Genomic DNA, 25585 nt, shown 5'->3' on the forward strand with positions numbered 1-25585 from the left:
ACAGGCATTTGTCGAGTCTGGCATCAGTTAACCTGCCACCAACCCGCCGCGGGGCCGACAAACCGCACTACCACCCACCAAGCCGCCAAAAGGCCAATCCCGATCCAGCTTCCGCGACTTGTCCACTTGACAAAATCTTGGCTTTGGGTTTTCGTGATTGGCAGCCACGCAACGATGCGTTCTTCCTTACCGTATTCGTCGCCGATCGACTCTTTGCGACGCTTAGATTCACCCATAATCTTTGTCTACTAAATTAGATTTCAACTGGATACCTAACCAAATTATAAGTCAACAGGTGATCTCAAGCCTGCGTCAGCCAAGTCGTATCCAAATAATCAATCCTCGCAAAAGGACTCAAAGCCGCTAAAACCTGCTGTCCATAACTGCGGTGAATCACCCTGCTGTCGAAAATCGCCACAACCCCTTGACGTTCTCGCACAGGCGCGATCGCCCGCTGCAACTCATTCAGCGCCGCCGGCAGCAAATACAACCGAAACCAATCCTTGCGCCGTTCCTTATAATAAGCCACACGCGCCGTCACCAAAGGATTTTCCAAAGAAGGTAGCGGCAAAGTTGCGATCGCCAGCAAGTGAGGCGCCCTCAATTCCCCCTGATGTTCCCGCCAAAACTCCCACCCTGTCACCAAAATCGCATTCTCGCCCACATCTGTTTTTTCTACCTGCACCCGAGAACCGAACTCAGAAGCCAAAATCGCCGCCAGCCTTGCCTTCAGCGGTACATCACCAACAATCAGCACAGTTAAACCCGCCACCGACGCGCTCATCAACAGCAAAGTCCGAATTTCTTCAATTAAAACACCCTGAAATTCCGGCGTATTCGGCAGCGGCAGCCAGTTGGGAATGTACAGTTGAATTAATTCGCTTTGTCGATCGGGCGAAAACTTAACGCTCGTCAATTCTGGAAGCCCCAGCATTTCCCGGAAAATCGGAGCCTTCGGTTCCACATCCACCGCCCCGCCAATCAACACCACAGGCTGACAATCCCAAATTTTGCTCAAAACCTCAGCCACCTGCACCGGCGCGCAGTACAGAGAAAATGACCCAGCCTCCCGATGAATTTCCGCCCACCGCAGTTTTCCGTTGGTTTCCCACCGCTGCCAAAAATTGCTCCAAGCAGCCGGAATTAGGGGGTTTGGCTCGATCGTTTCAAACAGCCCCTTCAAAATATTTTGCTCTGCGGTTTCCAGCAAATAGCACTCCTCTGGTTTCGCCGGATGCCGAAAGAATGCCCGCGTTAGCATTACCCGCCCTTGGAGGATTGCATCGGCTTCCAAAGGCTGAGATTGCATTAAATCATTCCAATCAGCCGGTTGGAAACCTGCCGTCAATTGCTGGCGCGTCCAAACTTCCAAGTCATCCACACCGTCGATAATTGTCGGAATATTCCTGTGAAGTTCCGAATTCCCCGCCAAGCGAGCCGCCAGCCAAGACTCGGGATCGGCTAGCATCAATCCTCGCCCCGTGGCACGATCCGAATAAGTCTCGATCGACCCCTCTGTTTGCAGCCACTCTTGCAAACGCGGAATTTCCACTGCTCTCAAATGCTCGATCAGCGGTGTCGGAGCCACTAAAATCACAGGCTCCGGCCACATCAAAACCGGCATCAAATAGCTGACTCGATACCGCTGTCGGTAAGCTCCAGCGGGAAGCCCTGTTTGGATCAGAGCGCTGCGCCCCAAGCGCAAAGCCCGCGCCACGAGCCGCGCCATCGTTAAATGGTGTGGCCAGTGCGGCTCGGAGTGCGATCGCAGGAAGCGGAGCAATGAGTTGTGGACTTCTACCTCAATCAATCGGTTTTAAAATTGACATTTCTCACTCAACTTGACACTCCCCTGGCTGAAGCCGAGGGGATTCTTAATTCAGCGACTGACCTTAAAATGTTCTGTCCTCACGGCAATACTTAAACTTTTCAACCGTGGAGTACCACCAATTGACGAGTCCAATTCAGAAACACCCCAGCGGATCTATCTCCAAAAGCGTACTAGAATATTTATCTAGAGTTTGGGTATGCCCTACCCTACTTAACAATTCCCAGTAGACAAGTTTATGTTGGCTGGATTGAAACCTACATTTTCGCTTTCGGCTGTTTAGAGTGTTTTCGCCGCACTTTGTCCCCCAGTTCATGCCTAAAAGTGTGTCTTAACTGTTTCACTATGACAAAGGAGTTTAACCTTGACTGTCTTAGTCTACCATATTGTCCCGTCTTGTCCAACTTTTTAAGAAAGTTTTTTGAATTAAAAAGATTGGATTTTAGATTCAGGATTGAGGTAAAGAGAACAGGCAGGATAAATCCTGCAACGCCCTTTCATCCCCGGACTGAATTCACGGGGTTTTCAGGGTATTCCTTATAATCAAAACTGGCCAGAAAATCAACTACTTTTTGACCGAGAGGCAAACTGAATTTACTGTCCTGATGAGTTGCACCTCCCTTCCCAAAATTCCCGTGAGAATTCACCATCAAACTCTCCTGTCCCGAACTAATTAAAATAGTTTGGGTAGGTGACTCAAAAAACTTTGTTGGCTGACTAACCCGTGATATATTAGAGACAAGATTTATCAACTCATTTAATTTATTTGTAGCTGTACTCAATGCTTTACGCAACTGCACTATTCGTTTCTCTTCCAAATTTTGAATTTCGATATTTTTGCCGATAACCATAATATTTCTCTGAGTTTGTACAGCATCCTTAAAAGGAAGAATCGCTAAAAAAGCTGCTGGCAATAAATGCTCATCGCTCTCAAATCTAAAAGTTAGAGTTGTGCGGCGGTAGCCGACTTCAATATTAGGAGGAAAATTCATTGCCCGGTAATGCCGAGCTATTTCGCTGTAAACTGTTGCTAAAGTGCTGTTTGCTGAGTAGTCTAAAAGTGCGTCAACCACAATTTGCACTAACCCAGGCGTATGATTTAAAAATTTTATCGATTCTGACGGCGAATTAAATTGTTGAATCAGAGTGCGATCGCCTGCGGGGCTGAGGTCAACCCACTCGCAAGTAATATCCTCTGCTATGATCCCACACCTAGGAACCAAATACAGTTTTGCTCCTGTTAAAGTTGCTCCCCTCAAATCAGCGCCCACCCAATCTGCATTAATCAAATTTGTTTCTGTCAAATCAGCGTGCACGAAACTAGCACTTCCTAAATTAGTATTTCTTAAATCTGCTCCGTTAAGGTTAGCTCCGCTCAATTTAGCACAGCTCAGATCGGCGCCGTTGAGGTTAGCTCCCGTCAAATCAGCCCATTTAAGGTTAGCTCCGCTCAAATTGGCACTGCTGAGATTCACCTGTTGCAAAGAAGCTTGTCTCATATCGGCATTGCTCAAATTGACGCCGCTAAGTTCTGCTTTCGTCAAATCTGCGCCGTGTAAGTTAGCTTCTTGAAAGTTAGCTGAAGCAGCCGAAGCACCTCTGAGATTTGCACCGGAAAGATTAGCACCGCACAGGTTAGCTTCAGTCAGTTTTACCTCTCTTAAATCTGCTTCAGTCAGGTTTGCGCCGCTGAAGTTAGTTTTGCTGAGTTCGCAGCGGACTAATTCGCTTCTAATCAGGGATGCTCGGATTAATTGAGCTGCACTTAAATCTGCTCTCACTAAGTTTGCTACGTTGATAGTAGCCCCGTTTAAGATTGCCCGCGAAAGATTAGTGCTACTGAGTCTCGCCACATTCAGATTAGCTTCGCTCAAGTTAGCGTCGCTCAAGTTAGCGCCGCTGAGGTTGGTGACAAATAAGCTAGCCCGCCTTAAAATTGATTGGCTGAGGTTGATGCGGCTGAGATTAGCTTCATTCAGGTTGATTCCTGTGAAATCTCTGTCACCTTCTGTGTATCTCTTGACGAGTGCAAATCGTTTGAGCAGTTCTTCAGCTTGCATTTTTTTACTTAAATGAAATGGCAATTTGCTAAATTTTATATGGCATGAATAGAAATGATATCAAATTAATTTATAGTATTTACTCACCGAGCTGATAAAAGCTTTTGACAAACTCAATGACCGTATTTAGCGGCGGGGTGGTAAATCTTTGGGCTTTAATTCCAGGACTGATAGACGTTTTGTTGACTCCGGGCAAATTTGTCAAGTTTCTGCCAAAATCTGGGTGATAGTGAATCATCAAAGTTTCGGCGCTGGAGTTAGCCAGTACAGTTTGGGTAGGCGATTGGAAAAAACTTGACATCGGTTCGCGATCGAGGCGAATCGGCTGAATTTTCATTTCCCCTATTTTTCTCATTGCTTTGGTCAGAGCTACGTTTAATTGCACTACCATATTTGAGACTCTGACGCCCAGGTTATTACCACTTTGGGGTTGAATCATCTTGATCAGAGTAATCAAATTTTTCTGAGTAAATGCTGCATCACTAAAGGGAAGAATCGCAACGAAAGCTGTGGGAAATAGTTGCTCGTCCTGCTCTATTTTAAATGATATGATTGTGCGTCTGGAATTAACTTCGATACTGGGAGGATGGCTCAAAGCAGGGTATTGACGGGCAATTTGGCGGTAGGTAGCTGCAAGGACAAAGTTAGCATCGGGGTCGAGGGGTCGATCGACAATAATTTGAACTGTCGGTGGTGTAGCATTGAAAAACCTTTGAGATTCTTCTGGGGTAAAGCGCTGAATGTGGCTGCGATCGCCGTTAGGGCTGAGGTCAACCCAATCGCAGGTAATGTCATCTGCTTTGACATCAAACCTAGACACCGCGTAAATTTTTGCCCCCGTCAGGGCCGCCCCCGTCAAATCTGCGCCCACCCAATCAGCGTGAATCAAATTCGCTTGAGTCAAATCCGCGTGTACCAGAGTAGCGTTCAACAGATTGACATTGCTCAAATTTGCCCCGTACAAGTTGGCCCCGCTCAATCTCGCTTCATCGAGGTCAGCACCGCTCAGGTTCGCTCCGCTGAGGTCAGCCCACCGGAGATTAGCGCCTCGCAAGTCAGCGCCACTGAGGTTTGCCTGAGACAGATTAGCTTGTCTGAGTTCGGCATTGCAGAGGTTGACTCCTCGCAAGTCTGCCCTGCTGAGGTCGGCTCTGTGCAAGTTGGCCCGTTCCAAGTTGGCCGCTATTAGGGAAGCGCCTCTCAGGTGAGCCCCGCTGAGGTCGGCTTGCTCTAGATTGGCTTCTCTGAGGGTTGCTTCTCTCAAATCTGCTTCGCTGAGATTTGCACCGGTCAAGTTCGCACTGCTGAGGTCGGCTCGGATCAGTTCGGATCTGATCATTGTAGCTTCGACGAGTTGGGCTTCTCTGAGGTCGGCTCGAATCAAGTTTGCCACGTTGAGGATAGCGCCGCTGAGGTTGGCTTTGTAGAGATTGGCACCGCTGAGTCTGGCAACATTGAGTTTGGCTTTTCTCATGTTGGCGTTTGACAAATTGGTGCCGCTCATGTTAGTCAGGCTCAAGATTGCCTCACTGAAATTAGCCCCGCTGAGATCGATCCTGCTGAGATTTGCCTCGCAAAGGAGGATAGCAGTAAAGTCTCTTTCTCCTGCGGCATATTTGGTGATGAGTTCTTGGGCATCCATGCTTTTCAATTTCCCTGATGTGTTAGCTAGAACAAAGCTTTGTTGTGCCAACCTTTAAACTAGAATAAGCATTTTTTGTAACTTGATGCAATATGCCTAGACATCTATATTATGGAACCCTTTTATAAAATCCAAAATGCTAGTGATATTAGCTTGACCTAATTTTGTGCTTTCGGCTAACTTACCCGAGGTTGAGTTGCTCGGCTCGTATTTTTTAATTAGGCGCTTGCCGAAGCCGGGGTGGTGATATACGCTGAGTCTTTGGTCGCGCGAATTAATTAAGATCATCTGTGTAGGAATCTGAAAAAAATTGATGCTTTCGCCGATTTTTGGAAAAGAACTGGAAATTTTGATTTGGTCTACTTTGCTAATAGCTTGGTTGAGAGCTTTGCTGCATAACTGGACGTGTTTAGATTCTTTGACGTTAAGCTTGCCTGCATCGTGAGATTGAATCATTTTCATCAAAGCGATCAGGTTTTTTTGAGTGATGGCGGCGTCGTTAAAAGGAATGATGGCAACGTAAGCGGTGGCAAATAATTTATCGTCGCTGTCCATTTTAAAGGCGAGTACGGTGCGCCTGGAGCTGACTTCGATCGTGGGAGGCTGACTTAAACTCGGGTATTGTTGGGCAATTTGGTAATAAGTGGCAGCTAGGGCAAAATGAGCGCCTTGATCTAAGGGCGAGTCAATCACAATCCGAACTGTGGGCAAGGTTTCGTGAAAAAATTCGTGGGTTCCTCCAGAGTTCAACCAGTAAATTTGGCTGTGGTCGCCGTTGGGGCTCAGATCGACCCACTTGCAGGTCATGCCTTCGGTTTTGATGCCGAGCCGCGAAACTGCGTGGAGTTTGGCTCCGGTTAAGGTGGCTCCGGTTAAGTCGGCTCCAATCCAGTCGGCGCGGATCAAATAGGCATTTGTCAGGTCGGCGTGAACTAAACTGGCATTTGACAGGTCGGCGTGACAGAGGTCGGCTCGGCTGAGGTCGGCACCGCTCAATTTGGCTTCGCTCAGGTCGGCCCAGCGGAGATTGCAGCCGCTGAGGATTGCCCAGCGCAAATTGACGCCGCTGAGGTCGGCGCCGCTGAGTACGGCTTGAGTGAGGTTGGCTTGTCTCAGTTCTGTGCCTCGCAAGTCTGCGCCGCTGAGGTCGGCTCGGCTGAGGTCGGCGCCTTGCAGGTTGGCTTGTTCGAGGTTGGCTTCTGTCAAGCACGCGCCACTGAGATGAGCGCCTCGAAGGTTGGCTTGAGCGAGGTTGGCTCCTCGAAGGGTGGCTTCGGTGAGGGTGGCGCCGCTGAGGTTTGCGCCGCTGAGGTTTGCGCCGCTGAGTTCGGCTCGAATGAGTTCGGCTCTGATCAGTTTCGCTCCTATGAGTATGGCTTTTTTGAGGTCAACTCGCACTAGGTAAGCGACGTTGAGGTCGGCGTCGGTGAGGTCGGCGCCGCCTAGATGGGCGCCACTGAGTCTGGCAATGTTGAGTTTGGCACCGATGAGGTTGGTTTTGCTGAGGTTGGCTCCGCTCAGGTTTGCTACACTCAGATTCGCACCCTTGAGGTTGGCTCCGCTCAAGTTGACGCCGCTGAGGTTGGCCTCAGTCAGGTTGATTCCGGCAAAATTTCTTTCTCCGGCGGCATATTTTTTCAGGAGTTCCTCGACTGTCATGGGGGCGGCACCGTATCAAATATCCCCATTTTATTGCTATGAATATCGGTATTGTAGGACTGGGTTTAATTGGCGGCTCGATCGGGCTGGATTTGCGATCGCGCGGGTTTAATGTTTTTGGGGTTTCCAGTCGGCTGCAGACTTGCTCTCGGGCGCAAGCTCGCGGTGTTGTCAATGAAGCCAGCATACACCTGTCTCTAATGGCAGCAGCCGATGTAGTTTTTATTTGCACGCCGCTGGGGTCGATCGAGCCGATCGTCCGAGAGTTGGTGTCCTATCTTTCCCGGGATACTATTGTAACGGATGTCGGTTCCGTAAAAACACCCATAGTGCAGGCTGTGTCTTCTCTGTGGCCGAACTTTGTCGGGGGACACCCGATGGCGGGGACTGCTGAAAGCGGAATTGAGGCGGCGGTGCCGGATTTGTTTGTCGGGCGGCCTTACGTGGTGACGCCGACTCCCCAGACGCCGGCGCTTGCGGTGGATAAGGTTGAGGAAATTGCGCGGTTGCTGGGTGCTAAAGTTTACCGATGTGAGCCGGAAGAACACGATCGAGCTGTGGCTTGGATTTCTCATTTGCCGCTCATGGCGAGCGCGACGCTGGTTGCTGCCTGCGATCGAGAGGGCGATCGGGATATTGTTAATTTAGCCCAACATTTGGCGAGTTCGGGTTTTCGGGACACGAGCCGCGTTGGCGGCGGCAATCCCGAGCTGGGAGTGATGGTGGCAAAGTACAATCGAGAGGAATTGTTGCGATCGCTCTCTATTTACCGCGACAGTCTTGACGAGTTCATCACCGATATCGCTGCCGAAAATTGGCAAGCTCTCGAACACAAGCTGAAGCTGACTCAACAAGCGAGACAAAATTACAAATTGTGAGCCAAAAAATACTTAAAACTTTCCCCGTCTCGATTATGATTTGTGGATGCCTATATATTGAGTTTCAATGTACACTTATTCTCGACTCAAGCGATTTTTACTAGGTGAATCTCTCCCCACTAGCGCATCGGTTCATGAACGCCTAAGCAACGCTGCAGGACTAGCTGTTCTGGCTTCCGATGCACTTTCGTCTGTTGCCTACGCTACTCAAGAAACTCTGCTCGTGCTGTTACTAGCAGGGAGTAGTAGTTTGAGTTTATCGCTGCCTATTTCTGGAATTATTATTTTACTGTTGGCGATCGTTGCCCTGTCTTACCGACAGACAATTAAAGCGTACCCCAACGGTGGCGGTGCTTACATTGTGGCGCGAGAAAACTTAGGTATTTATCCCGGTTTGGTCGCAGCAGCTTCACTGATGATTGACTACATTTTAACTGTAACAGTCAGTATTTCGGCTGGGGTGGCGGCCTTAACTTCAGCATTTCCCGGATTGGAACCGTATAGAGTGGAACTGTGTTTATTTTTTATTGTCTTAGTCATGTTTGCCAATCTCAGGGGCGTGCGGGAATCGGGCAATATATTTATGGTTCCTACCTATGCGTTTATCGTGGTAATTTTTATCTTGATTGGCACGGGTTTATATCAACAGGCAACAGGTCACGTTTTGCCGACATTAGAAAATATTCCGGCTAAGGAACCTTTGGGATTATTTCTGCTGGCGCGCGCGTTTGCAGCGGGCTGTACGGCCTTGACAGGAGTTGAAGCCATATCAGACGGGGTATTGGCTTTTAAGCCTCCTGAATGGAAAAATGCGAGCCTGACTTTGACCTATATGGGGGTAATTCTAGGAGTGATGTTTGTGGGAATTAGTTACTTGGGTAATATTTATCACGTGATTCCTAGCGAACATGAAACGCTCCTTTCTGTGTTGGGAAAACAGATTTTTGGTGTGGGTATATTTTATTACTATTTGCAGGCAGCAACTCTGTTGATTTTGCTGTTGGCTGCGAATACGAGTTATGCAGATTTTCCGCGACTTTGTTATTTTTTGGCGCGGGACGGGTTCTTGCCCAGGCAGTTGTCGCTGTTGGGCGATCGACTGGTTTATTCTAATGGCATTAATCTGCTCAGCTTCTGCGCTGCTCTTTTAATTATCATCTTTCGAGGCAATACGAGCGCGGTGCTTCCCCTGTATGCGGTTGGAGTTTTCACTTCTTTTACTCTCTCCCAATCTGGAATGGTAGTTCACTGGTTTAAGGAACGAGGTAAAGGTTGGCAACTTAGTGCTGTGATGAACGGTGTTGGTGCAGTGGCAACAACGGGAGTTTTGGCTGTAATTCTCGCTACAAAATTCCTTTTGGGAGCTTGGGTTGTCGTAGTAACTATTCCGATCGTAGTCAGTCTATTTTTAGCTATTCGCCGACACTATCGGTATGTAACGGCTCGCTTGAGCATTCAGGGAATAGAACCGAGGTCTTATCTTCCCAGACCTAGAGTTAAGACGGTAACACATCCGGCAGTGGTGTTAGTCGGGCAGTTGCACCGGGGAACTTTCGAGGCCCTTGATTACGCGCGTTTAATTGCTGATGAAGTTGTGGCAGTTCACGTAGATATTGGTTTGACCGATCGAGAAAAATTACAATTAGCTTGGAAAGATTTGCAGTCAGACATTCCTTTGGAAATTCTCGAATCGCCTTACCGTTCTGTTGGTGAGGCTTTGACTCACTTTTTGACTTTGTTTGAAGAGCAGCGACCGGGAGTGTATTTAACGCTGATCATTCCGGCTTTTGTGACGCGAAATTGGTGGGAGGGACTGCTGCACAATCAAACTGCTTTCTTTTTGAAAGCGGCTTTGCGGGCTAAAAAAAGTCGGGTTGTAACAACGGTTAGATATTATCTTTAAGCAATCTCTAATTAAAAGTTTGCCATTTTTCGCCTGTCAAACAAACTTATTGAGGACTTGTGCAGCAACCCGGTTTGTTTCTGGAGGTTTTGTTGCTCAACCTAAGATGTATCGTAAAAACCCGGTTCTTTGACCCCACACTCCTCCGTGTAGCGCGAGGAATATCGGTTAAAAAACGCGGTTTTTTAAGTTTCGGTGCGTAAGTGAGGTATTAACTCTACAAGTCCACCGACTAGCTGACCGGCGCGGAAGAAACCGGGTTTTTTGGCCTTAGTCCTAAGTTAAAAAACCCCGTTTATGAGAGCCGGAGTGCGTCCAGGGCTGGTGCTGTTACAAATATAATCAAACACACAGTAAAGTGCTCAGTATTTTTACGGTAATGAAGTTATTTAAAATTGACAATCGTCTAAAATTTTAGTAAGTTGTAAGGGACAAGCAACCACTATATTCCTTGAATAAAAAATTATGAGCGAGCCATTAAGCAAACTCAGTGAAGTGTCGATGGTCTCAGCCAATTTTGGCAATGGGTTAGCCTATAGAGAGATTCTCCTGGATTGGTTTAAGTTTTTAGGCGGCAAACCAGGGGAAGTTATTGTGGTTGACGGTGGCAGCGATAGCGACACTCAAAAAGTTTATTGGGAACTCTATCAGGAGGGCTTAATTGATAAGCTGCAAATCATTGCATCGCACCATCAAGACAATGACAAAGATAGATGTTTTATTCAGGAGTATACAGCGGGAGCAATCGCTAGCAAGCCGTATGTATTGTGGTTCAAAATTGACACGTTACCTTACAGAGAAGGCCACGACGGTTGGTTAGAGGAAGCGATCGATTATCTCGAACGAGATGAAATTTTTGCAGTGGGCGGAGGTTTTAACAGATCGTTCCCACATCTCGACGCTTGGGCTGGGTGGTACTTCATTGAAGCCTGCACGATCAATTTTTCTTTGATGAAGCACAGTACCTTCGTTGCAGTCATGCAAGAATTTGCGGGTGAATATATTGCTTCCAGATTTGAAGGAACACACCAGTTTGGCAGGTTTTTGCTGGAAGAAGCATTTAGCGCATATATGGAGGCTCACAACCAATATACTTTGTGTAAGATGGAAGACCCGAGCTGGACGGTATTTCACACGAATGCTCAAGACGAATATTTGCAGGAGGTTCGGGAGAAATATTTGGCTCGCGAAGATGTTAAAACTTTCATGAATGCGGCCCTTGCTAAAGACATCAGTCAATTTCTTTACTACGGAAAGCCACCTGTAAGAAGCAGCAGGATTCAGAAAATTCGCAGGGCTTTGGGAGAAACAAAAGTTGGGGAGTATTGGCGGGAATTGAAAAAAAGTCTGGTTTTTGGGAAACCTGAACTCAACCCTTAGTCAGCTAATTTATATTTAACCAGAAAAGGGAGGAAACGAGCTTTGAGCGGCGCTGACAGCGCTGAAAAACAGCAGAACAGGGAAGAGGTTCACAAATCTTGGATACCTCGCTATGGCAGATAAGTTGGGTAAATCTACCCGGAAAAAATGAAGTGTCATACTTGTAGTGAGTCGAGAAGTTGGCTTCAACTTCTCTATATAAAGATTGCTGCTACTGAACCAAATTATTTTACTAACTACAACATCTCTTCCATTTGTGGCGGTTGTACTGCAACCCACAACAGACTATTTATGCAGCAGCAAAAAAAATTGAACAGGGTTTTGCGAGCTTTGTCTCGGCCAAGTCTTGAGGTTAGTTACGACAATAAAGTCTACTCGAAAAGAACACTGGCAAGATGCCGATGCTCCAACAGCAGAAGTTTTGCTCCCAGAGGATTTTCCTGTGGAAGCAAAGGCGCTCAAACAGTTAGCAAATTTGGCGAATGTTCGACACCCTCAAGGCGGCTGCGTTTGCCGCGCCTGCGCTACTCCTGACTTCCATCCGGGGGATTCGGGGGTGGCGATCGGCTCTATTGTAGAAACAGCAGGAATGGTGATTCCGGCGGCTGTCGGTTCCGATATTAACTGCGGGATGCGGTTACACGTTGCGGATTTGTCGATCGAACAATTCCTCAGTCAGGGCGATCGATTTGTAGAATTGCTCAAAGGCGATTATTTCTTCGGTACTCGCGATGTCACCAGGACTACAAAAACTGCTCGCGCGATGTTCCAACACGGGATTCCAGGATGGCTGGATGCTATGCCAGACGAGGCAACCGGCAGCGCGGCTAATTCGGATAATGAAGACTCGAATGCGGTCGGACGCGCTGGCCCAAAAAAGCCGGTTTCTTCGCAAAATCTTTGGTTTGGATGCGATTTTGCTAGGCATAAACCGGGTTTCTGACACCGCTTGGTAAATCGTATATAGCCATCCTTGCAGGAGTCGTAAATTTTTTACCCCACCCCAGCCCTCCCCTTACTAAGGGGAGGGAGTAAGAAATTCACAAATGATTTAGGAGCGCTATATATTTATTAAAAATTCCCTGAAAGGGTTGACATATCAAAAATGATATGTCATAAATTTAGTCATTAGAAAAGTTGCCTTTCAACTTATCTTGAAAAAGATTGCGGCTGCTGAACCCAAGTCTTTTGTTCCCTAAAAAATCACTTCAACTTTTGGGGGTTGCTATGCAACCCGCAACAGACTATTTATGCAGCAGCCAAAAAACTTGAACAGGCTTTTGCGAGCTTTGTCTCGGCAAGGTCTTGATGTTAGTTACAGCAACAAAGTTTACTCCATTTCTCTCAATAGTTCTTTGAAAGAACACTGGCAAAATGCCGATGCTCCAACAGCGGAAGTCTTGCTCCCAGAGGATTTTCCTGTGGAAGCAAAGGCGCTCAAACAGTTAGCAAATTTGGCGAATGTTCGACACCCTCAAGGCGGCTGCGTTTGCCGCGCCTGCGCTACTCCTGACTTCCATCCGGGGGATGCGGGGGTGGCGATCGGCTCGATCGTAGAAACAGCAGGAATGGTGATTCCGGCGGCTACCGGTTCCGATATTAACTGCGGGATGCGGTTACACGTTGCGGATTTGTCGATCGAACAATTCCTCAGTCAGCGCGATCGATTTGTAGAATTGCTCAAAGGCGATTATTTCTTCGGTACTCGCGATGTCAGCATGACTGCAAAAACTGCTCGCGCGATGTTCCAACACGGGATTCCCGGATGGCTGGATGGTATGCTGGACGAGGCAACCGGCAGCGCGGCTAATTCGGATTTCGAGCAGTTGGCCGCAGAGTGCGATCGCACTTTCCTCGGCGGTTCCATGAATGGCGATGTCAAATGGGCTCCCGAAGAATTAGTCCCAAATGACCAAGAATTTCTGGATGGTACAAGCCCCCGGATTTACCCGTGGAATCAATCCAAAATCGAAAATCGAAAATCCTCAAGCCCCCGCATTTATCCGTGGGGTCAATCTAAAATCTAAAATCTAAAATCTAAAATCGATTGACGGCTTAGTCAGGGATGGCGGGTTAGCTACCATCGGTGGCGGCAATCACTTTGTCGAAATTCAAGTGGTTGAGGAAGTTATCGATCGAGCTACGGCTTATGCTTGGGGAGTTCGATCGGGACAAATCGCTTTCATGATTCACTCGGGTTCGCGGAATGTCGGCAAATACATCGGCGGAATGTGGCGCGATCGAGCGTGCGAGGCCTGGCCGAAAACTCTGAAACATCCTGAATCCCGGCTTTTCCCGCTGTCTGTGGCAGCAAATCCCGAACTTGTGAACAGCTACCTGCAAGCCGAAGCAACCGCCGCTAACTACGGTTTTATCAACCGTTTGCTGCTAGCAGAACTTCTGCGCTGGCGTTTGCGACAAGTTTTCGGCGATGTGGAAGCTCCCTTAGTATACGATTTGCCTCACAATATCACTTTAGCTGAAGGTGCCGGCTGGGTAACGCGCAAAGGCGCTTGTCCCGCACATTCCGGTCAGCCTGTAATTGTACCGGGTTCGATGGGCGCGCCGTCTTATTTGCTGGTTGGTTCGGGGAACGATCGATTTTTGCGATCGGCTTCTCACGGTGCAGGTAGGGCGCGATCGCGCTTCGATATGAGTCGCGCAGGTGCTGACAAAACTGACTCCGCTTTGGGATTAACGGGCGTAGATTGCATTACCTGGCGCGAAGAACGCAGAATCGAAGAAGCACCGGCCGCTTACAAGCCAATTCAACCAGTAATTGACGTTCAGGTTGAGGCGCAAATAGTTGGTGCAGTCGCTAAAATGAAGCCAGTGTTAACGTTTAAAGCTTAGGAACGGGGCATTTGAGAATTAAAAATTAAACAAGGGTAAGGTGCGCGCCGATCGCCCTACTAATTTTTAATTCTCGGCCCTATTTCCGATACCTCATGCCCTATGAATGATTCTCTAGCATTACCAAATCCATCAAAACCTGTCCATCCCCTAAAGCGGCTGCTGAAGTACGGGCGCCGCTACCGCCTGAAAGCTTGGCTGGCAAGTATCTGTTCGCTGCTGAATAAATTCTTTGATTTAGCGCCGCCAGCATTAATCGGTATTGCCGTTGATGTGGTGGTGAAACAGCAAGATTCTCTACTCGCTCAGTGGGGCATAAAAGATGTCTTTTGGCAACTGGCAATTATCACTTTTTTGAGCGCGGTTGTTTGGGCGTTGGAATCTATTTTTGAATATGCCTATGATTATTTGTGGCGCAATTTGGCTCAGGATATTGAACACGATTTGCGTCTGGAAGCTTACAGCCATTTGCAGGAATTAGAATTAGCTTATTTTGAAGAACGCAGTACGGGCGGTTTGATTTCTATTCTCAATGATGATATCAATCAACTCGAACGTTTTTTGGACGACGGCGCTAATGAGGTAATTCAGGTAATGACAACGGTTGGTGTGATTGGCGCGGCTTTTTTTGCTGCATCTCCTCTTGTTGCTGGGCTGTCAATGCTGCCGATACCTTTTATTATTTGGGGTTCGCTCGCTTTTCAAGATCGCCTCGCTCCTCTCTATGCTGATGTGCGGGAAAAGGTGAGTTTTCTGAACGGGCAACTGTCGAATAATTTGATGGGAATTACTACTATTAAAAGTTTTACTTCCGAAGATTATGAAATTCAGCGCATCGAAACACAAAGCCAAGCTTACCGCCAAAGCAACCGACGGGCGATCGTACTTTCGGCTGCTTTTATTCCGCTGATTCGGGTTGTCATTTTCTTGGGGTTTATTGCAACGCTATTTCTGGGCGGTTTGGAGGTGGTGGCGGGCCGGTTGTCTGTGGGAACTTACAGCGTTTTGGTGTTTATGACCCAGCGGTTGCTGTGGCCGCTGACTCGCCTGGGAAATACTCTGGATCAATACCAGCGCGCCATGGCTTCTACTAATCGGGTGATGGATTTGTTGGATACTCCGATCGCAATTCATACGGGTGATATTCGGCTGCCGCTTAGTTCGATTAAAGGTGAGCTGGAATTTAAAAATGTTACCTTTTCTTACAATCAAAGAAAACCGATTTTGCAGTATTTTTCCCTGACTCTGCAGGCGGGGAAAACTACTGCGATTGTTGGGGCGACTGGTTCGGGGAAAAGTACGCTGGTGAAACTAATTTTGAGGCTGTACGAGGTACAGTACGGCAGTATTTATCTCGACGGGATAGAATTAAATAACCTGAATTTAAAAGATTTGCGGAGAGCGATCGGATTGGTGAGTCAAGATGTGTTTTTGTTTCACGGTACGGTGGCAGAAAATATTGCTTACGGCAGTTTTGAGGCAACTAATCGAGAGATAGTAAATGCTGCTAAAATTGCGGAAGCGCACGAGTTTATCGCGCAATTGCCGGACGGTTACATGACTATTGTAGGGGAACGCGGTCAAAAATTGTCGGGGGGACAGCGGCAGCGAATTGCAATTGCGAGGGCTGTTTTGAAGAATCCGCCGATTTTGATTCTTGACGAAGCTACTTCAGCGGTGGATAACGAGACGGAGGCGGCCATTCAGCGATCGCTCGAACGAATTACCAAGAATCGCACTACAATTGCGATCGCCCACCGTCTTTCTACTGTCCGCAATGCCGATTGCATTTGTGTCATGGAAGAGGGGCTAGTGGTAGAATCGGGGCAGCACGAACAACTGATCGAACAGGACGGAATTTATGCGGCGCTCTGGCGCGTGCAATCTGGTATAAGATAGAAACGCAGCGGTTTTGGGTAATTGGGAATTGCTAATTGGGAATTGGGGATGGGGGGTTGGGCATGGGTAACTAATGACAACAGTCAACTGCCAACTGCCAACTGCCAACTGACTACTGACTGCTGACTGTAAAATATTAGTTTATACAAACAAGAAGAGAAAATGTTTCTATTTGATAGCCCTGAGTCCAAACCCAACGAAAATAGCTGGAGTCGCAAATTAGATAAATTCGTGAAAGCTAATCAAAATGAATTGGCTGCTTTGGCTTGGGGGCTATTTCTGGAAAGGGGAGAGGAAAGCGAGGAGATTTTGGCAATTGATATTGCAGAAACTGCGCGTTTTGTGTATTGTAAGAAAGAGGCGGTTGAGGAGTTGAACCGTCAAGTGAGAAGTCATATTCAGGAAGTTGTAGGTGTGTTGAACGCTCACAAGCCTGAGAAGGAAGTGGCGATTTTGGCGATCGGTGAAGGTCAAATTAAGTTGATTCTTTTTGAACCTAAGCCTGAACCTCCTGTTTGTTTTGAGGAAGCTGCAACCGATGTGGATACATTGTTGGCTAAGCTGGAACAGCAGATGGCTGAATATATGAAAGGATAAGATTACTCGGAGCTTGAAATCGCGTCTGCACAAACTTTCGTCCCAGCAGAGAGGGACGAAGAAAAGAAAGGAGTATTTAAGCCTCATTTAGTATCAGTTGTTTGAGGGCTTGGATGACGCTGGAAGGGACTTCTGGTGAGGTGTCTTTGAAGGCTTTAACTAATATGGGGACCATCGCGACATCTCCTATTTTTTCCAGTGCTTCTGCTGCTTTCGCCCTGACAGCGGGGCGGGCATCCTCTAGGGCGGTGCACAAGGTGTCTAGCACCATCTGATAGTATGCGGGATTTTGAATCATGCTGTTAGCCTCCGGTTGGGATAGCGCTTACTTTTGTATCAAACTTTTGGCAAGACTTACGCACTCCGCCAAAGAAACCGGGTTTTTTACTTAATCTCTGGCTAACAACGAAGTATTTTGGTAAAAACCCGGTTTCTGACCTCCCGTGCGTAATTCCTATGGCTAGTTCACGTCTTCGGATACGCCTTCGATGAAGGCAACAAGTCCTTTGCCCCAGGGGTTTGATTCGGTGAAGTGTTCGCCAACTTTTACCGCTGCTTTTTTGCCACCGTTGTAAAGCCGTTTGACGCTGATTAGGTTTTGCCACTCGATGGGTTTTTGCTGTTTGATTTCCTTAAATTCTGCATCAATAATATTGAGTGCCTGTTGTTCGTCTTGCACATAGGTATACTTTTTTTCTAATGCCTGAATGATTTGCACTACTGCATTCAGCGCAGCTTCAGGGGAGGATTGCTGGGCGGCGATGGTGATATTTTGGGCTTGATTGCCGTGGTTATCTCCGAAGTTGAAAGGGGCGTGGAAAGTAGAATTGGAGAAGTCTTGGGTGGGTTTATCAGACATTTCTTTTGTTGTTTTGTAGATTTGCTGAGTGGTTTCGTCAATGTTAGCAAGGATCTCGTTTGGTTGGGGTGGTTTGGCTGGGTGCGGTGCTAGGGACAACTGACGAATCTCGTATTTGTAGTATTTGCAGGCGGCTTGGATGACGAGGATGAGGCGGTGAAATTCTTTGCCGGATTCGGAGGGGATTAAGGTAAGGAGGTGGGGGAGATGGGGGGCGACTTTCTCTGCGTGCTGCTTAGCGATATTGCCTAAGGCATATACCGCGAACCAACGCACCAAATAGTCTGAATCTTCAACGAGTTTAAGTAATCCCGGAATCCCCTTTTCGTCACAGATTTGGCCTAAGGCATGTGCCGCGCCACCACGCACATAAGACTCTGAATCTTCAACGAGTTTAAGTAATCCCGGAATCGCCTTTTCGTCACAGATTTTGCCTAAGGCAGATGCCGCGCTCCTACGCACATCAGACTCTGAATCTTCAACGAGTTTAAGTAATCCCGGAATCGCCTTTTCGTCACAGATTTTGCCTAAGGCATCTGCCGCGCTCCTACGCACATCAGACTCTGAATCTTCAACGAGTTTAAGTAATCCCGGAATCGCCTTTTTGTTACCGATTTTGCCTAAAACATCTGCCGCGCTCCTACGCACATCAGACTCTGAATCTTCAACGAGTTTAAGTAATCCCGGAATCGCCTTTTCGTTACCGATTTTGCCTAAAATATCTGCCGCGCTCCTACGCACATCAGACTCTGAATCTTCAACGAGTTTAAGTAATCCCGGAATCGCCTTTTCGTCACAGATTTTGCCTAAGGCATCTGCCGCGCTCCTACGCACATCAGACTCTGAATCTTCAACGAGTTTAAGTAATCCCGGAATCGCCTTTTTGTTACCGATTTTGCCTAAAACATCTGCCGCGCTCCTACGCACATCAGACTCTGAATCTTCAACGAGTTTAAGTAATCCCGGAATCGCCTTTTCGTCACCGATTTTGCCTAAGGCAGATGCCGCGCTCCTACGCACATCAGACTCTGAATCTTCAACGAGTTTAAGTAATCCCGGAATCGCCTTTTTGTTACCGATATTGCCTAAGGCATCTGCCGCGCTCCTACGCACATCAGACTCTGAATATTTAACGAGTTTAAGTAATCCCGGAATCGCCTTTTCGTCACCGATTTTGCCTAAGGCATCTGCCGCGCCCCAACGCACATAAGACTTTGAATCTTCAACGAGTTTAAGTAATCCCGGAATCGCCTTTTCGTCACCGATTTTTCCTAAGGCATCTGCCGCCATTGTACGCACAAAAGACTCTGAATCTTCAACGAGTTTAAGTAATCCCGGAATCGCCTTTTCGTCACCGATATTGCCTAATTCCTTTGCCGCGCTCCTACGCACATCAGACTCTGAATCTTCAACGAGTTTAAGTAATCCCGGAATCGCCTTTTTGTTACCGATTTTGCCTAATTCCTTTGCCGCGCTCCTACGCACATCAGACTCTGAATCTTCAACGAGTTTAAGTAATCCCGGAATCGCCTTTTCGTCACCGATATTGCCTAAGGCATCTGCCGCGCTCTTACGCACATCAGACTCTGAATCTTCAACGAGTTTAAGTAATCCCGGAATCGCCTTTTCGTTACCGATTTTGCCTAAGGCAGATGCCGCGCTCCTACGCACATCAGACTCTGAATATTTAACGAGTTTAAGTAATCCCAGAATCGCCTTTTCGTCACCGATATTGTTTAAGGCATCTGCCGCGCTCTTACGCACATCAGACTCTGAATCTTCAACGAGTTTAAGTAATCCCGGAATCGCCTTTTCGTTACCGATTTTGCCTAAGGCAGATGCCGCGCTCCTACGCACATCAGACTCTGAATATTTAACGAGTTTAAGTAATCCCAGAATCGCCTCATCCGATCGCGCTTCCCCCAAAAGCTCAACCTTTAACCACCTCGGCACATCCAACCCATCCACCAACCCAACCGTGCGCTGCTGAAACTCCCGCTGCACCTCCCCCGCCAGCCGCGCCCCCAACATCAAATCCACCTCCAAAGCCAGCCGCACCACCCGCACCGCCTGCACCTTATCCCGCAACAACGACAGCATGAACGCCAGAGGCTCCGTCCATTTAAAATAATTTAAATAGAAATGCTGCAACCGTTGATCATCCATCGCATCAATATGCCTTTCAACCAACAGTTTCAGCAATGCCCGCCCTGCATAATACTCCTGAAATAATTGGTGATGAAACTCAATTTCCTCCGGCTTTGCCGCCACCTGCAACAGATGGTGCTCCAGCAAATCCTCTAGCCATTCCTTCGCCTTCGTTGGCGCATCCAGTACCCCCCGATCGCGCAACCAGCACTCCAAAATCTCCTCAGCCCGATCGCGAGAAATCGCCACCCAACCATCGGTGGGGCGCTGCGAGTCACCCTGCAACATCACAAAAGCCAACTGCTGCAAAACCTCCGACTTGAAGCGCCGAAAATCATCCGAAACCAACGCACCGCGCTTAAACTCGTCATACTGGCGATCGAACTCCTGAAACAACTCGCCCTTACTCTGGGGAATTTTCCCGCTATTTTTAAACACCTTACACATCATTTCCAGTAGTAACGGCGTTTCGGCAATCTCTCGCAGGCGATCGCCCAATTGTCGCAGCAGCGAATCCCCATGTTGCGGCAAATGCTTGTGCACAAACTCCCGCATCTGCAGTTGCGTCAGCCCGCACATCTCCAGCTTTTTCTCAATGCCCAAAGATCCGCCCAGCGCCAAATCCCGCGTCGTGAAAATCATCGGCGTATCGGAATTTTCGTCGCGAAATAGCTGCAATTCCTGTCGCCGTTGTTGCGATGGCATCTCATTCACGCCATCCAGCAACAGCAGCAACCTGCCATCCAGCAGCAAATCATCCACCTCTTCCTCGCTAACTTTCAGCTTTGCCTGTCGAAATTCGGCACGGATTGCTTCTAAAATCGAGCGATCGCTCCTCAACTGCACCAACACCGGAATCGGTCGATCGCCCTCATTGAGCGCTTCTAGTGCCAATTCCCACCGAAAACGCTGCAAAACCGTCGATTTTCCCGAACCTGGCTTGCCCACTAGCAGCACATTTCCCTGCTGCACGTACTTGCGGATTCCCGCGAGCACTTCCAGCCGCTCGATTTTCGTTTCTGATTTATTTTCTGGGGATGGACGTTCCGATGAATCCTCCGGTGGCTTTTCCACGCGCACCTCCACCTGTAAATCCGTCAGCGTGTAGAGATGCTGTTGTTTTTTATAAGACTCAACCAGGGATTGCAGATATTTAGGAAAATCAACTGGTGTCGCCATTTGATTATAGATTTTAGAATATGGATTTATTATAGATTTTTTCTCTATCGGCGATCGGCGCTGAAAATTCCGGGAAAAAGTAGCATCAATATTCTGTGTGAGTAACCATCATCTCGCTCCCCCCTAACCCCCCAAAACACAAGGGGGGGACAAGAGCATTCATTCAAAGTCCCCCTTATTAAGGGGGATACGAGGGGGATCGAAACTTCGATAAAAGCGAGATATTATTATCAATATCAGAATAACCAGCAATCAAAATAACCAGCGGGCGGCGAATCGTCATGAAAAATTTGAGCTTTGTCTAAAGTAGGTACAGCCTCCGCCAATTCTCTACCTACTTTTACCTCAAGCGCCCTGTCTGTTAATGGAAAGGAAAATTGATGGCTATCTTGCAAATATTTTGCCTTAGCAACAATCTCATCTTTCTCCAAAATCTGGCTGTTGCTACCAATCAAAATGCTATTACTTTCCTGGCAAACACACACGCACACCTGAGAAAACACACTTTGAAAAGTTGTGATTTTTTCGGCATAAAACTCATCTCTGTGCAGCAGATTTGCTAGCACCACTCCCTCGCTTGACAAGTGTTTTTCGCAGATTTGATAAAATTCTTTGGTGGATAGGCGGTGCGGAAAGTAGCCGTTGCCAAAAGCTACGTCGATCATAATGATATCGTACTGAGTATCTGATTTTTGCTGCTCTAAATACTCTCTGCCGTCTTGAATAGTTACAGTTAGCCGATCGTCGAATTTCACCCCAAAACACTTTTTAGCTGCTTCGATCGCGATCGGATCGACCTCCGCACATTCTATAACAGTGTGCGGCAAATAGTGGTGCAAAACTAAGGGAACTCTGCCGCCACCAAATCCAGCCATGTAGATTCTTTGAGGTTGGCTTTGCCACACTAAACCCAACATCATCGCCTGAGTATATTCAGACACTAGATGTAAAGGATTGTTGAAATCGAAAACAGATTGCAGTAAATCTGTGTGCTGATTGACTTTTTCTACTAAAGATAGCTTAATGTGCGATCGCTCTTTTGTGACTGCAACATAGTGAACACCAGACTCTTTGCAAAAAATAACTTTGTCTGGCTGTTGCTGCAACCAAGCCAGCCGCTGTCCAATAGCGGATAAATTAATAGATTGCCAAGTTTTGTGTTCCTCAATCATCTGATTTTAAATTTTATTTAAACTCGATATTCTCTAAGAATATAGCTTCATTAACCTGGTTTATCTCAAAATGGCTGAGTCGCCCGATATCTGCGAAGAAACCGGGTTTCTAGTGAAGGCTGGCGCAAGTCATGTTCTCATTTTCCAGCAGGGCAAAAAAGGAGAACACAACAGAAATTCAGGCGATTACAGCCGCTTGTACGCCACCAACTCCAAACCTGAAACCGAAAGTTCCACTTTTTCCCAATCTTGCTTGTCACCTTCTAACTTTTCAAAGGCTGCTGAGGTAAGCAAAATCTCTCCGCGTTCCGCCAAATCCTCTCCTAGCTTGGATGCCAGATTAAATTCCGATCCGTACATATCCTCTCCTTCCAGCATCAAAACATCGCCACAGCCAATACCAATGCAGAGGTAAATATCCATCTCCGGCGGCAGTGTCGTGTTGACAGCGGCCGTTTGTTTCAAAGAGTCGATCGCAGCTTCCACCGCTGATTTTACATCAGCAAAAACTGCAAAAATATTGTCTGCTTCCTCCTTAACTACAGTGCCACCGTATTCGGAAATTATCGGTTTGACAATTCCGTGCATCCGGTGAATCATTGCCAAAAAATGAATAATTCCGTAGCGGACTGTCGTGCGCGAAAATCCCGACATATCCATTACTAAAATTGCGTAATTTTTGCGGAAAGTGGCATTAATTTTTTCATCAATTTCAGCCATTCTTTCGGGATGTTCGTTTCTTTCTTGCAGCAACTTTTCCAAGTTAGCGCGGTTATTTGTTTTCATTTTAGTTTAATTAAGTTCCCAATCGCGACACTGTTCTTGAGGGCGGCCAACCGGATGCACCGCACAATTGATGCCATCCTTACCGTAATAATAATCGCACACTTTGCAAGGTTTAGTTTGCTCTAATTTTTTCATCAAGATTGCCCGGATTGTCTGGACTCGGTTGCGATACTTGTTTGCATTCGAGTGACTCGGTTCAATTGCCAAAGCTTGCTCGAAAGCTGCTAAGCTGGAATCGTACAATTTAATAATTTGGGAGCTGTATTTGGTCCAAGCATCGGCATGGCTTTGATACAGTTCGACTGTACTTAAGTTTAAAATTCCGTATTCTGTCCAAGCGTCCGCTGAAGCTCGATCGAACTTAATATTGGCATTGAGCAAAACTTTTTTGATAGTTGCCAAAAGTTCCCTCGGCTGCCAAGGTTTGCTAACATAAGCCTCGGCGCGATCGCCCTGGAACCTCGAAAATAAAGCTAACTGCTGTCCCTTGCCTGTTAAAAATACCACCGGTATGTTCCGAGTTTCGGGATTAGCTTTAATTAAACGACAAACCCCGTAGCCGTCCAGACGGGGCATTATAACATCTAATAATACTAAATCAGGGCAATTTTTCTCAACTTTAGCCAGCGCTTCCACACCGTCAGATGCTTGAATTACATTCAATCCGCTGCATCTCAACTGATGTGAAATGCACTCCCGCTGGCTGCAGGAATCTTCCACCACTAAAACTGTTCTCATCACTCCCCACCTGGTTTTTGAGGTAAACTTGTTCGCTGCTTCGAGTTGTCCTTGCTGAAATTAGTTTACCAGAATAGGATGAATTTGCTATCACTGGCGAGCTAAATTTACTCAAATTGCAACAATTCTTAAAGTGGGAGGAAAGGTGATACTTATCAGAAAATGCGGGTTGCCAATAGGCGGATAATTGTTGAAGGTTTGGGCGGCAAATATTCGGCTTTTAAGCCTTAATAACGGCAAATCGTACTGATATCGGACGAAAACCTTGTTGAATTTCAACAGATAATCGGCTACTGTATACGTTGAAGTTCTTAAGGACGACAAATGAATAGATTGCTCCTCACTTTACTTGTAAGTCCGACGCTGTTTGGATCTCTGATGTCTTTGAGCGCGATCGCAAATCCCGCTCCAATTACCGAAACACTAGGCCAATCGGCTGATTCGCCCAAGTGTGTGCGATCGCCCCACACTCAGCGTCTGACTTGCGTGCGCCTCCCCGCCAAGGCTGCTGCTGCTAATTCTAAAGTAAAAATCAGTTGGCAGCGGCCCGATGATCAGCAGGTGGCAATGCTGGATTTTACGGAAGAAGAAAGTGATGCGGCGGCGGCGCTGTTTGGCTGCGACTGTCAGATGTGTATCAACTCGCTGCGGCAGTTGCGCGGTTTGCCGCCTCTGGATCTAGCTTCTTGAGGGCGAGCCGACAGCATTGGGAGTCAGGCTCAAAAACCCGGTTTCCGATCGCTGCGCGCTTTTGAGTGCCTTTAGCTTTCTCACATTTAGAGAAATTGTAGTCAATTTGTTGCAGGATTTCTAGAGATTTTTTATCTCTATAAATCGGGTCTCTACTTTTTAGCGAGAACTTGTTTAAGTTGAGCAGTTGCTTGCTCAATTTTTTCGATACTACCTGGGTTGACCAATCCGTAGTAGTCAAAAACGTAAACTCGATTATTTTTTGTGGCTGTTAGTTTATTCCAAAATGAATCAGATTTAAATTGGTCTAAAATTCCTTCTCCCCGATCGACTATAATGATTACTTCGGGATTAGCCTCTAAAACCTTTTCCGCTGAAAGCGTCACGTAGCCTCGAACGGGGCTATCTCCTTGCAATTGGGCTGCGACATTTTTCACCTTAAACTTGCCCAGCAAATCTCCAGCCCAACTGCTTTGATTGGGCGAGAAAATCGGTTGTCTGCTTACCAAAACTAAAGTGGCGGGGCTTTGATTCGGGATGTCTGCTAAAAATGTTTGGTAGCGTTTTAACAGAGGTTCTGGATTTGTATTGAGGGATTTAGCTAAAGTTTGTGTTAACTCTTCTAGGGATTTCCAGCTATCAACTTGAGTGAGTAAAGTTTTAATTCCAAGCTGCTGCAATTTTTGCATTGTTTGGTCATGAAATCCCGACGCACCTACGACCAAATCCGGTTTCAATGCGATGATTTTTTCCAAATTAGGAGGGGTGCGTTCGGCAGTGACTGCGGTAATCCCTGTAAATTTGGGGTTGCTGCTGACTAATGCGCTGCCGGGAATTCCTACAAGTTTGCTTGGGTCGAGTTGATGGATAATATCGGCGGTTAAAGGTGTTAAAGCTACAACTTTTTGTGCTGATTCGCTGTTAGTTGTTTGTGGTTGATTGGCTGGCGAACCAGCAGGAGTTGATTGCTGAATTTGGGGTGAAGTGGCGGCGGAGCAAGCAGTAAATGCTAAACTCAGCAACAGGATAGCGGTACGATAAAAAAAAGTTTTGTACATAGTTTAGGCGGGAGTTACAGCGAGTTTAAACCAGGTTGAGACTGAATTGACGGGAAGTTCGATCGCACTCAGAAATGATTGTTGACGGTTGACTGTTGACGGTTGACTGTTTGGATATTTGAACAATACCGATGCAACCGGAAACGATATGACGGGAAGTTCGATCGCACTTTAGCGCTTAATGATTTAAATATCAATAGTTTACGGTAGATTTTGTATAAAAAACCGCACTTATTGCCTGAATGCGGATTTTTTA

The 25585-nt window shown here is 47.1% G+C and carries 20 protein-coding genes; 9 read left to right on the top strand and 11 right to left on the bottom strand.

The genetic code is table 11. The features are described 5' to 3' along the window. Positions 1 to 23: 23 nt before the first annotated feature. The 5 genes from QUB14_RS18555 to QUB14_RS18575 form a co-directional block, all read right to left on the bottom strand. On the bottom strand, positions 24 to 236 hold the full coding sequence (locus QUB14_RS18555; RefSeq protein ID WP_333218527.1) for a DUF2839 domain-containing protein: 213 nt from the start codon (positions 234 to 236) through the stop codon (positions 24 to 26). A gap of 65 nt (positions 237 to 301) precedes the next feature. Beyond that, complete coding sequence (locus QUB14_RS18560) at positions 302 to 1810, bottom strand: helicase C-terminal domain-containing protein (RefSeq protein ID WP_333218528.1); 1509 nt, start codon at positions 1808 to 1810, stop codon at positions 302 to 304. A gap of 515 nt (positions 1811 to 2325) precedes the next feature. Next, positions 2326 to 3888, bottom strand: coding sequence for a pentapeptide repeat-containing protein (locus tag QUB14_RS18565; protein WP_333218529.1), 1563 nt, complete (start codon positions 3886 to 3888; stop codon positions 2326 to 2328). Between the two features lie 79 nt (positions 3889 to 3967). Then, positions 3968 to 5530, bottom strand: a complete 1563-nt coding sequence (locus tag QUB14_RS18570; protein WP_333218530.1) for a pentapeptide repeat-containing protein — start codon at positions 5528 to 5530, stop codon at positions 3968 to 3970. 96 nt (positions 5531 to 5626) lie between these two features. Further along, the gene (locus tag QUB14_RS18575; protein ID WP_190662306.1) at positions 5627 to 7189 is read right to left on the bottom strand and encodes a pentapeptide repeat-containing protein; all 1563 of its coding nucleotides are present in this window, start codon (positions 7187 to 7189) and stop codon (positions 5627 to 5629) included. A gap of 38 nt (positions 7190 to 7227) precedes the next feature. On the opposite strand from QUB14_RS18575, the gene QUB14_RS18580 reads away from it, so the two are divergent. From QUB14_RS18580 to ccmS, 8 genes are all read left to right on the top strand, one after another. Continuing rightward, positions 7228 to 8067, top strand: coding sequence for a prephenate/arogenate dehydrogenase (locus QUB14_RS18580; protein ID WP_333218531.1), 840 nt, complete (start codon positions 7228 to 7230; stop codon positions 8065 to 8067). A gap of 67 nt (positions 8068 to 8134) precedes the next feature. Continuing rightward, positions 8135 to 9970 carry an APC family permease gene (locus QUB14_RS18585; protein ID WP_333218532.1) on the top strand — a complete coding sequence of 612 codons (1836 nt, stop codon included), beginning with the start codon at positions 8135 to 8137 and terminating at the stop codon, positions 9968 to 9970. Between the two features lie 465 nt (positions 9971 to 10435). Beyond that, on the top strand, positions 10436 to 11350 hold the full coding sequence (locus QUB14_RS18590) for a hypothetical protein (RefSeq protein WP_333218533.1): 915 nt from the start codon (positions 10436 to 10438) through the stop codon (positions 11348 to 11350). A gap of 346 nt (positions 11351 to 11696) precedes the next feature. Then, a complete protein-coding gene (locus QUB14_RS18595) occupies positions 11697 to 12293 on the top strand; it encodes an RtcB family protein (RefSeq protein ID WP_333218534.1) in 597 nt (198 codons plus the stop codon). Positions 12294 to 12600: 307 nt separating this feature from the next. After that, positions 12601 to 13377 carry an RtcB family protein gene (locus QUB14_RS18600; RefSeq protein ID WP_333218535.1) on the top strand — a complete coding sequence of 259 codons (777 nt, stop codon included), beginning with the start codon at positions 12601 to 12603 and terminating at the stop codon, positions 13375 to 13377. A gap of 55 nt (positions 13378 to 13432) precedes the next feature. After that, a complete protein-coding gene (locus QUB14_RS18605) occupies positions 13433 to 14203 on the top strand; it encodes an RtcB family protein (protein WP_333218553.1) in 771 nt (256 codons plus the stop codon). Positions 14204 to 14305: 102 nt separating this feature from the next. Then, positions 14306 to 16102 (top strand): ABC transporter ATP-binding protein, encoded by a 1797-nt coding sequence (locus QUB14_RS18610; protein ID WP_333218536.1) that lies wholly within the window; start codon positions 14306 to 14308, stop codon positions 16100 to 16102. 162 nt (positions 16103 to 16264) lie between these two features. Further along, positions 16265 to 16699: a beta-carboxysome assembly chaperone CcmS gene (gene ccmS, locus QUB14_RS18615; RefSeq protein ID WP_333218537.1), complete on the top strand. Its 435-nt coding sequence runs from the start codon at positions 16265 to 16267 to the stop codon at positions 16697 to 16699. Between the two features lie 76 nt (positions 16700 to 16775). Here the strand turns inward: ccmS and QUB14_RS18620 are convergent, their stop codons facing one another. The 5 genes from QUB14_RS18620 to QUB14_RS18640 all read right to left on the bottom strand — a co-directional run bounded on the left by QUB14_RS18620 (position 16776) and on the right by QUB14_RS18640 (position 23581). After that, positions 16776 to 16997: a HEAT repeat domain-containing protein gene (locus QUB14_RS18620; RefSeq protein ID WP_333218538.1), complete on the bottom strand. Its 222-nt coding sequence runs from the start codon at positions 16995 to 16997 to the stop codon at positions 16776 to 16778. 162 nt (positions 16998 to 17159) lie between these two features. Next, the gene (locus QUB14_RS18625) at positions 17160 to 20885 is read right to left on the bottom strand and encodes a HEAT repeat domain-containing protein (RefSeq protein WP_333297270.1); all 3726 of its coding nucleotides are present in this window, start codon (positions 20883 to 20885) and stop codon (positions 17160 to 17162) included. A 236-nt stretch (positions 20886 to 21121) separates the two neighbouring features. Next, entirely contained in the window at positions 21122 to 22057 is a 936-nt protein-coding gene (locus tag QUB14_RS18630) for a fused MFS/spermidine synthase (protein ID WP_333218541.1), read from the bottom strand. Positions 22058 to 22243: 186 nt separating this feature from the next. Beyond that, entirely contained in the window at positions 22244 to 22843 is a 600-nt protein-coding gene (locus QUB14_RS18635) for an adenylate/guanylate cyclase domain-containing protein (RefSeq protein WP_333218542.1), read from the bottom strand. Between the two features lie 6 nt (positions 22844 to 22849). Then, the gene (locus QUB14_RS18640) at positions 22850 to 23581 is read right to left on the bottom strand and encodes a response regulator (protein WP_333218543.1); all 732 of its coding nucleotides are present in this window, start codon (positions 23579 to 23581) and stop codon (positions 22850 to 22852) included. 324 nt (positions 23582 to 23905) lie between these two features. Here QUB14_RS18640 and QUB14_RS18645 point away from each other — a divergent pair, with 324 nt between their 5' ends. Continuing rightward, a complete protein-coding gene (locus tag QUB14_RS18645; protein WP_333218544.1) occupies positions 23906 to 24271 on the top strand; it encodes a hypothetical protein in 366 nt (121 codons plus the stop codon). 152 nt (positions 24272 to 24423) lie between these two features. On the opposite strand, the gene QUB14_RS18650 is transcribed toward QUB14_RS18645, so the two are convergent. After that, positions 24424 to 25329: an ABC transporter substrate-binding protein gene (locus tag QUB14_RS18650; protein WP_333218545.1), complete on the bottom strand. Its 906-nt coding sequence runs from the start codon at positions 25327 to 25329 to the stop codon at positions 24424 to 24426. Between the last annotated feature and the right edge of the window lie 256 nt (positions 25330 to 25585).

This window comes from Microcoleus sp. B3-D2, from assembly GCF_036705345.1.
GTDB lineage: Bacteria > Cyanobacteriota > Cyanobacteriia > Cyanobacteriales > Microcoleaceae > Microcoleus.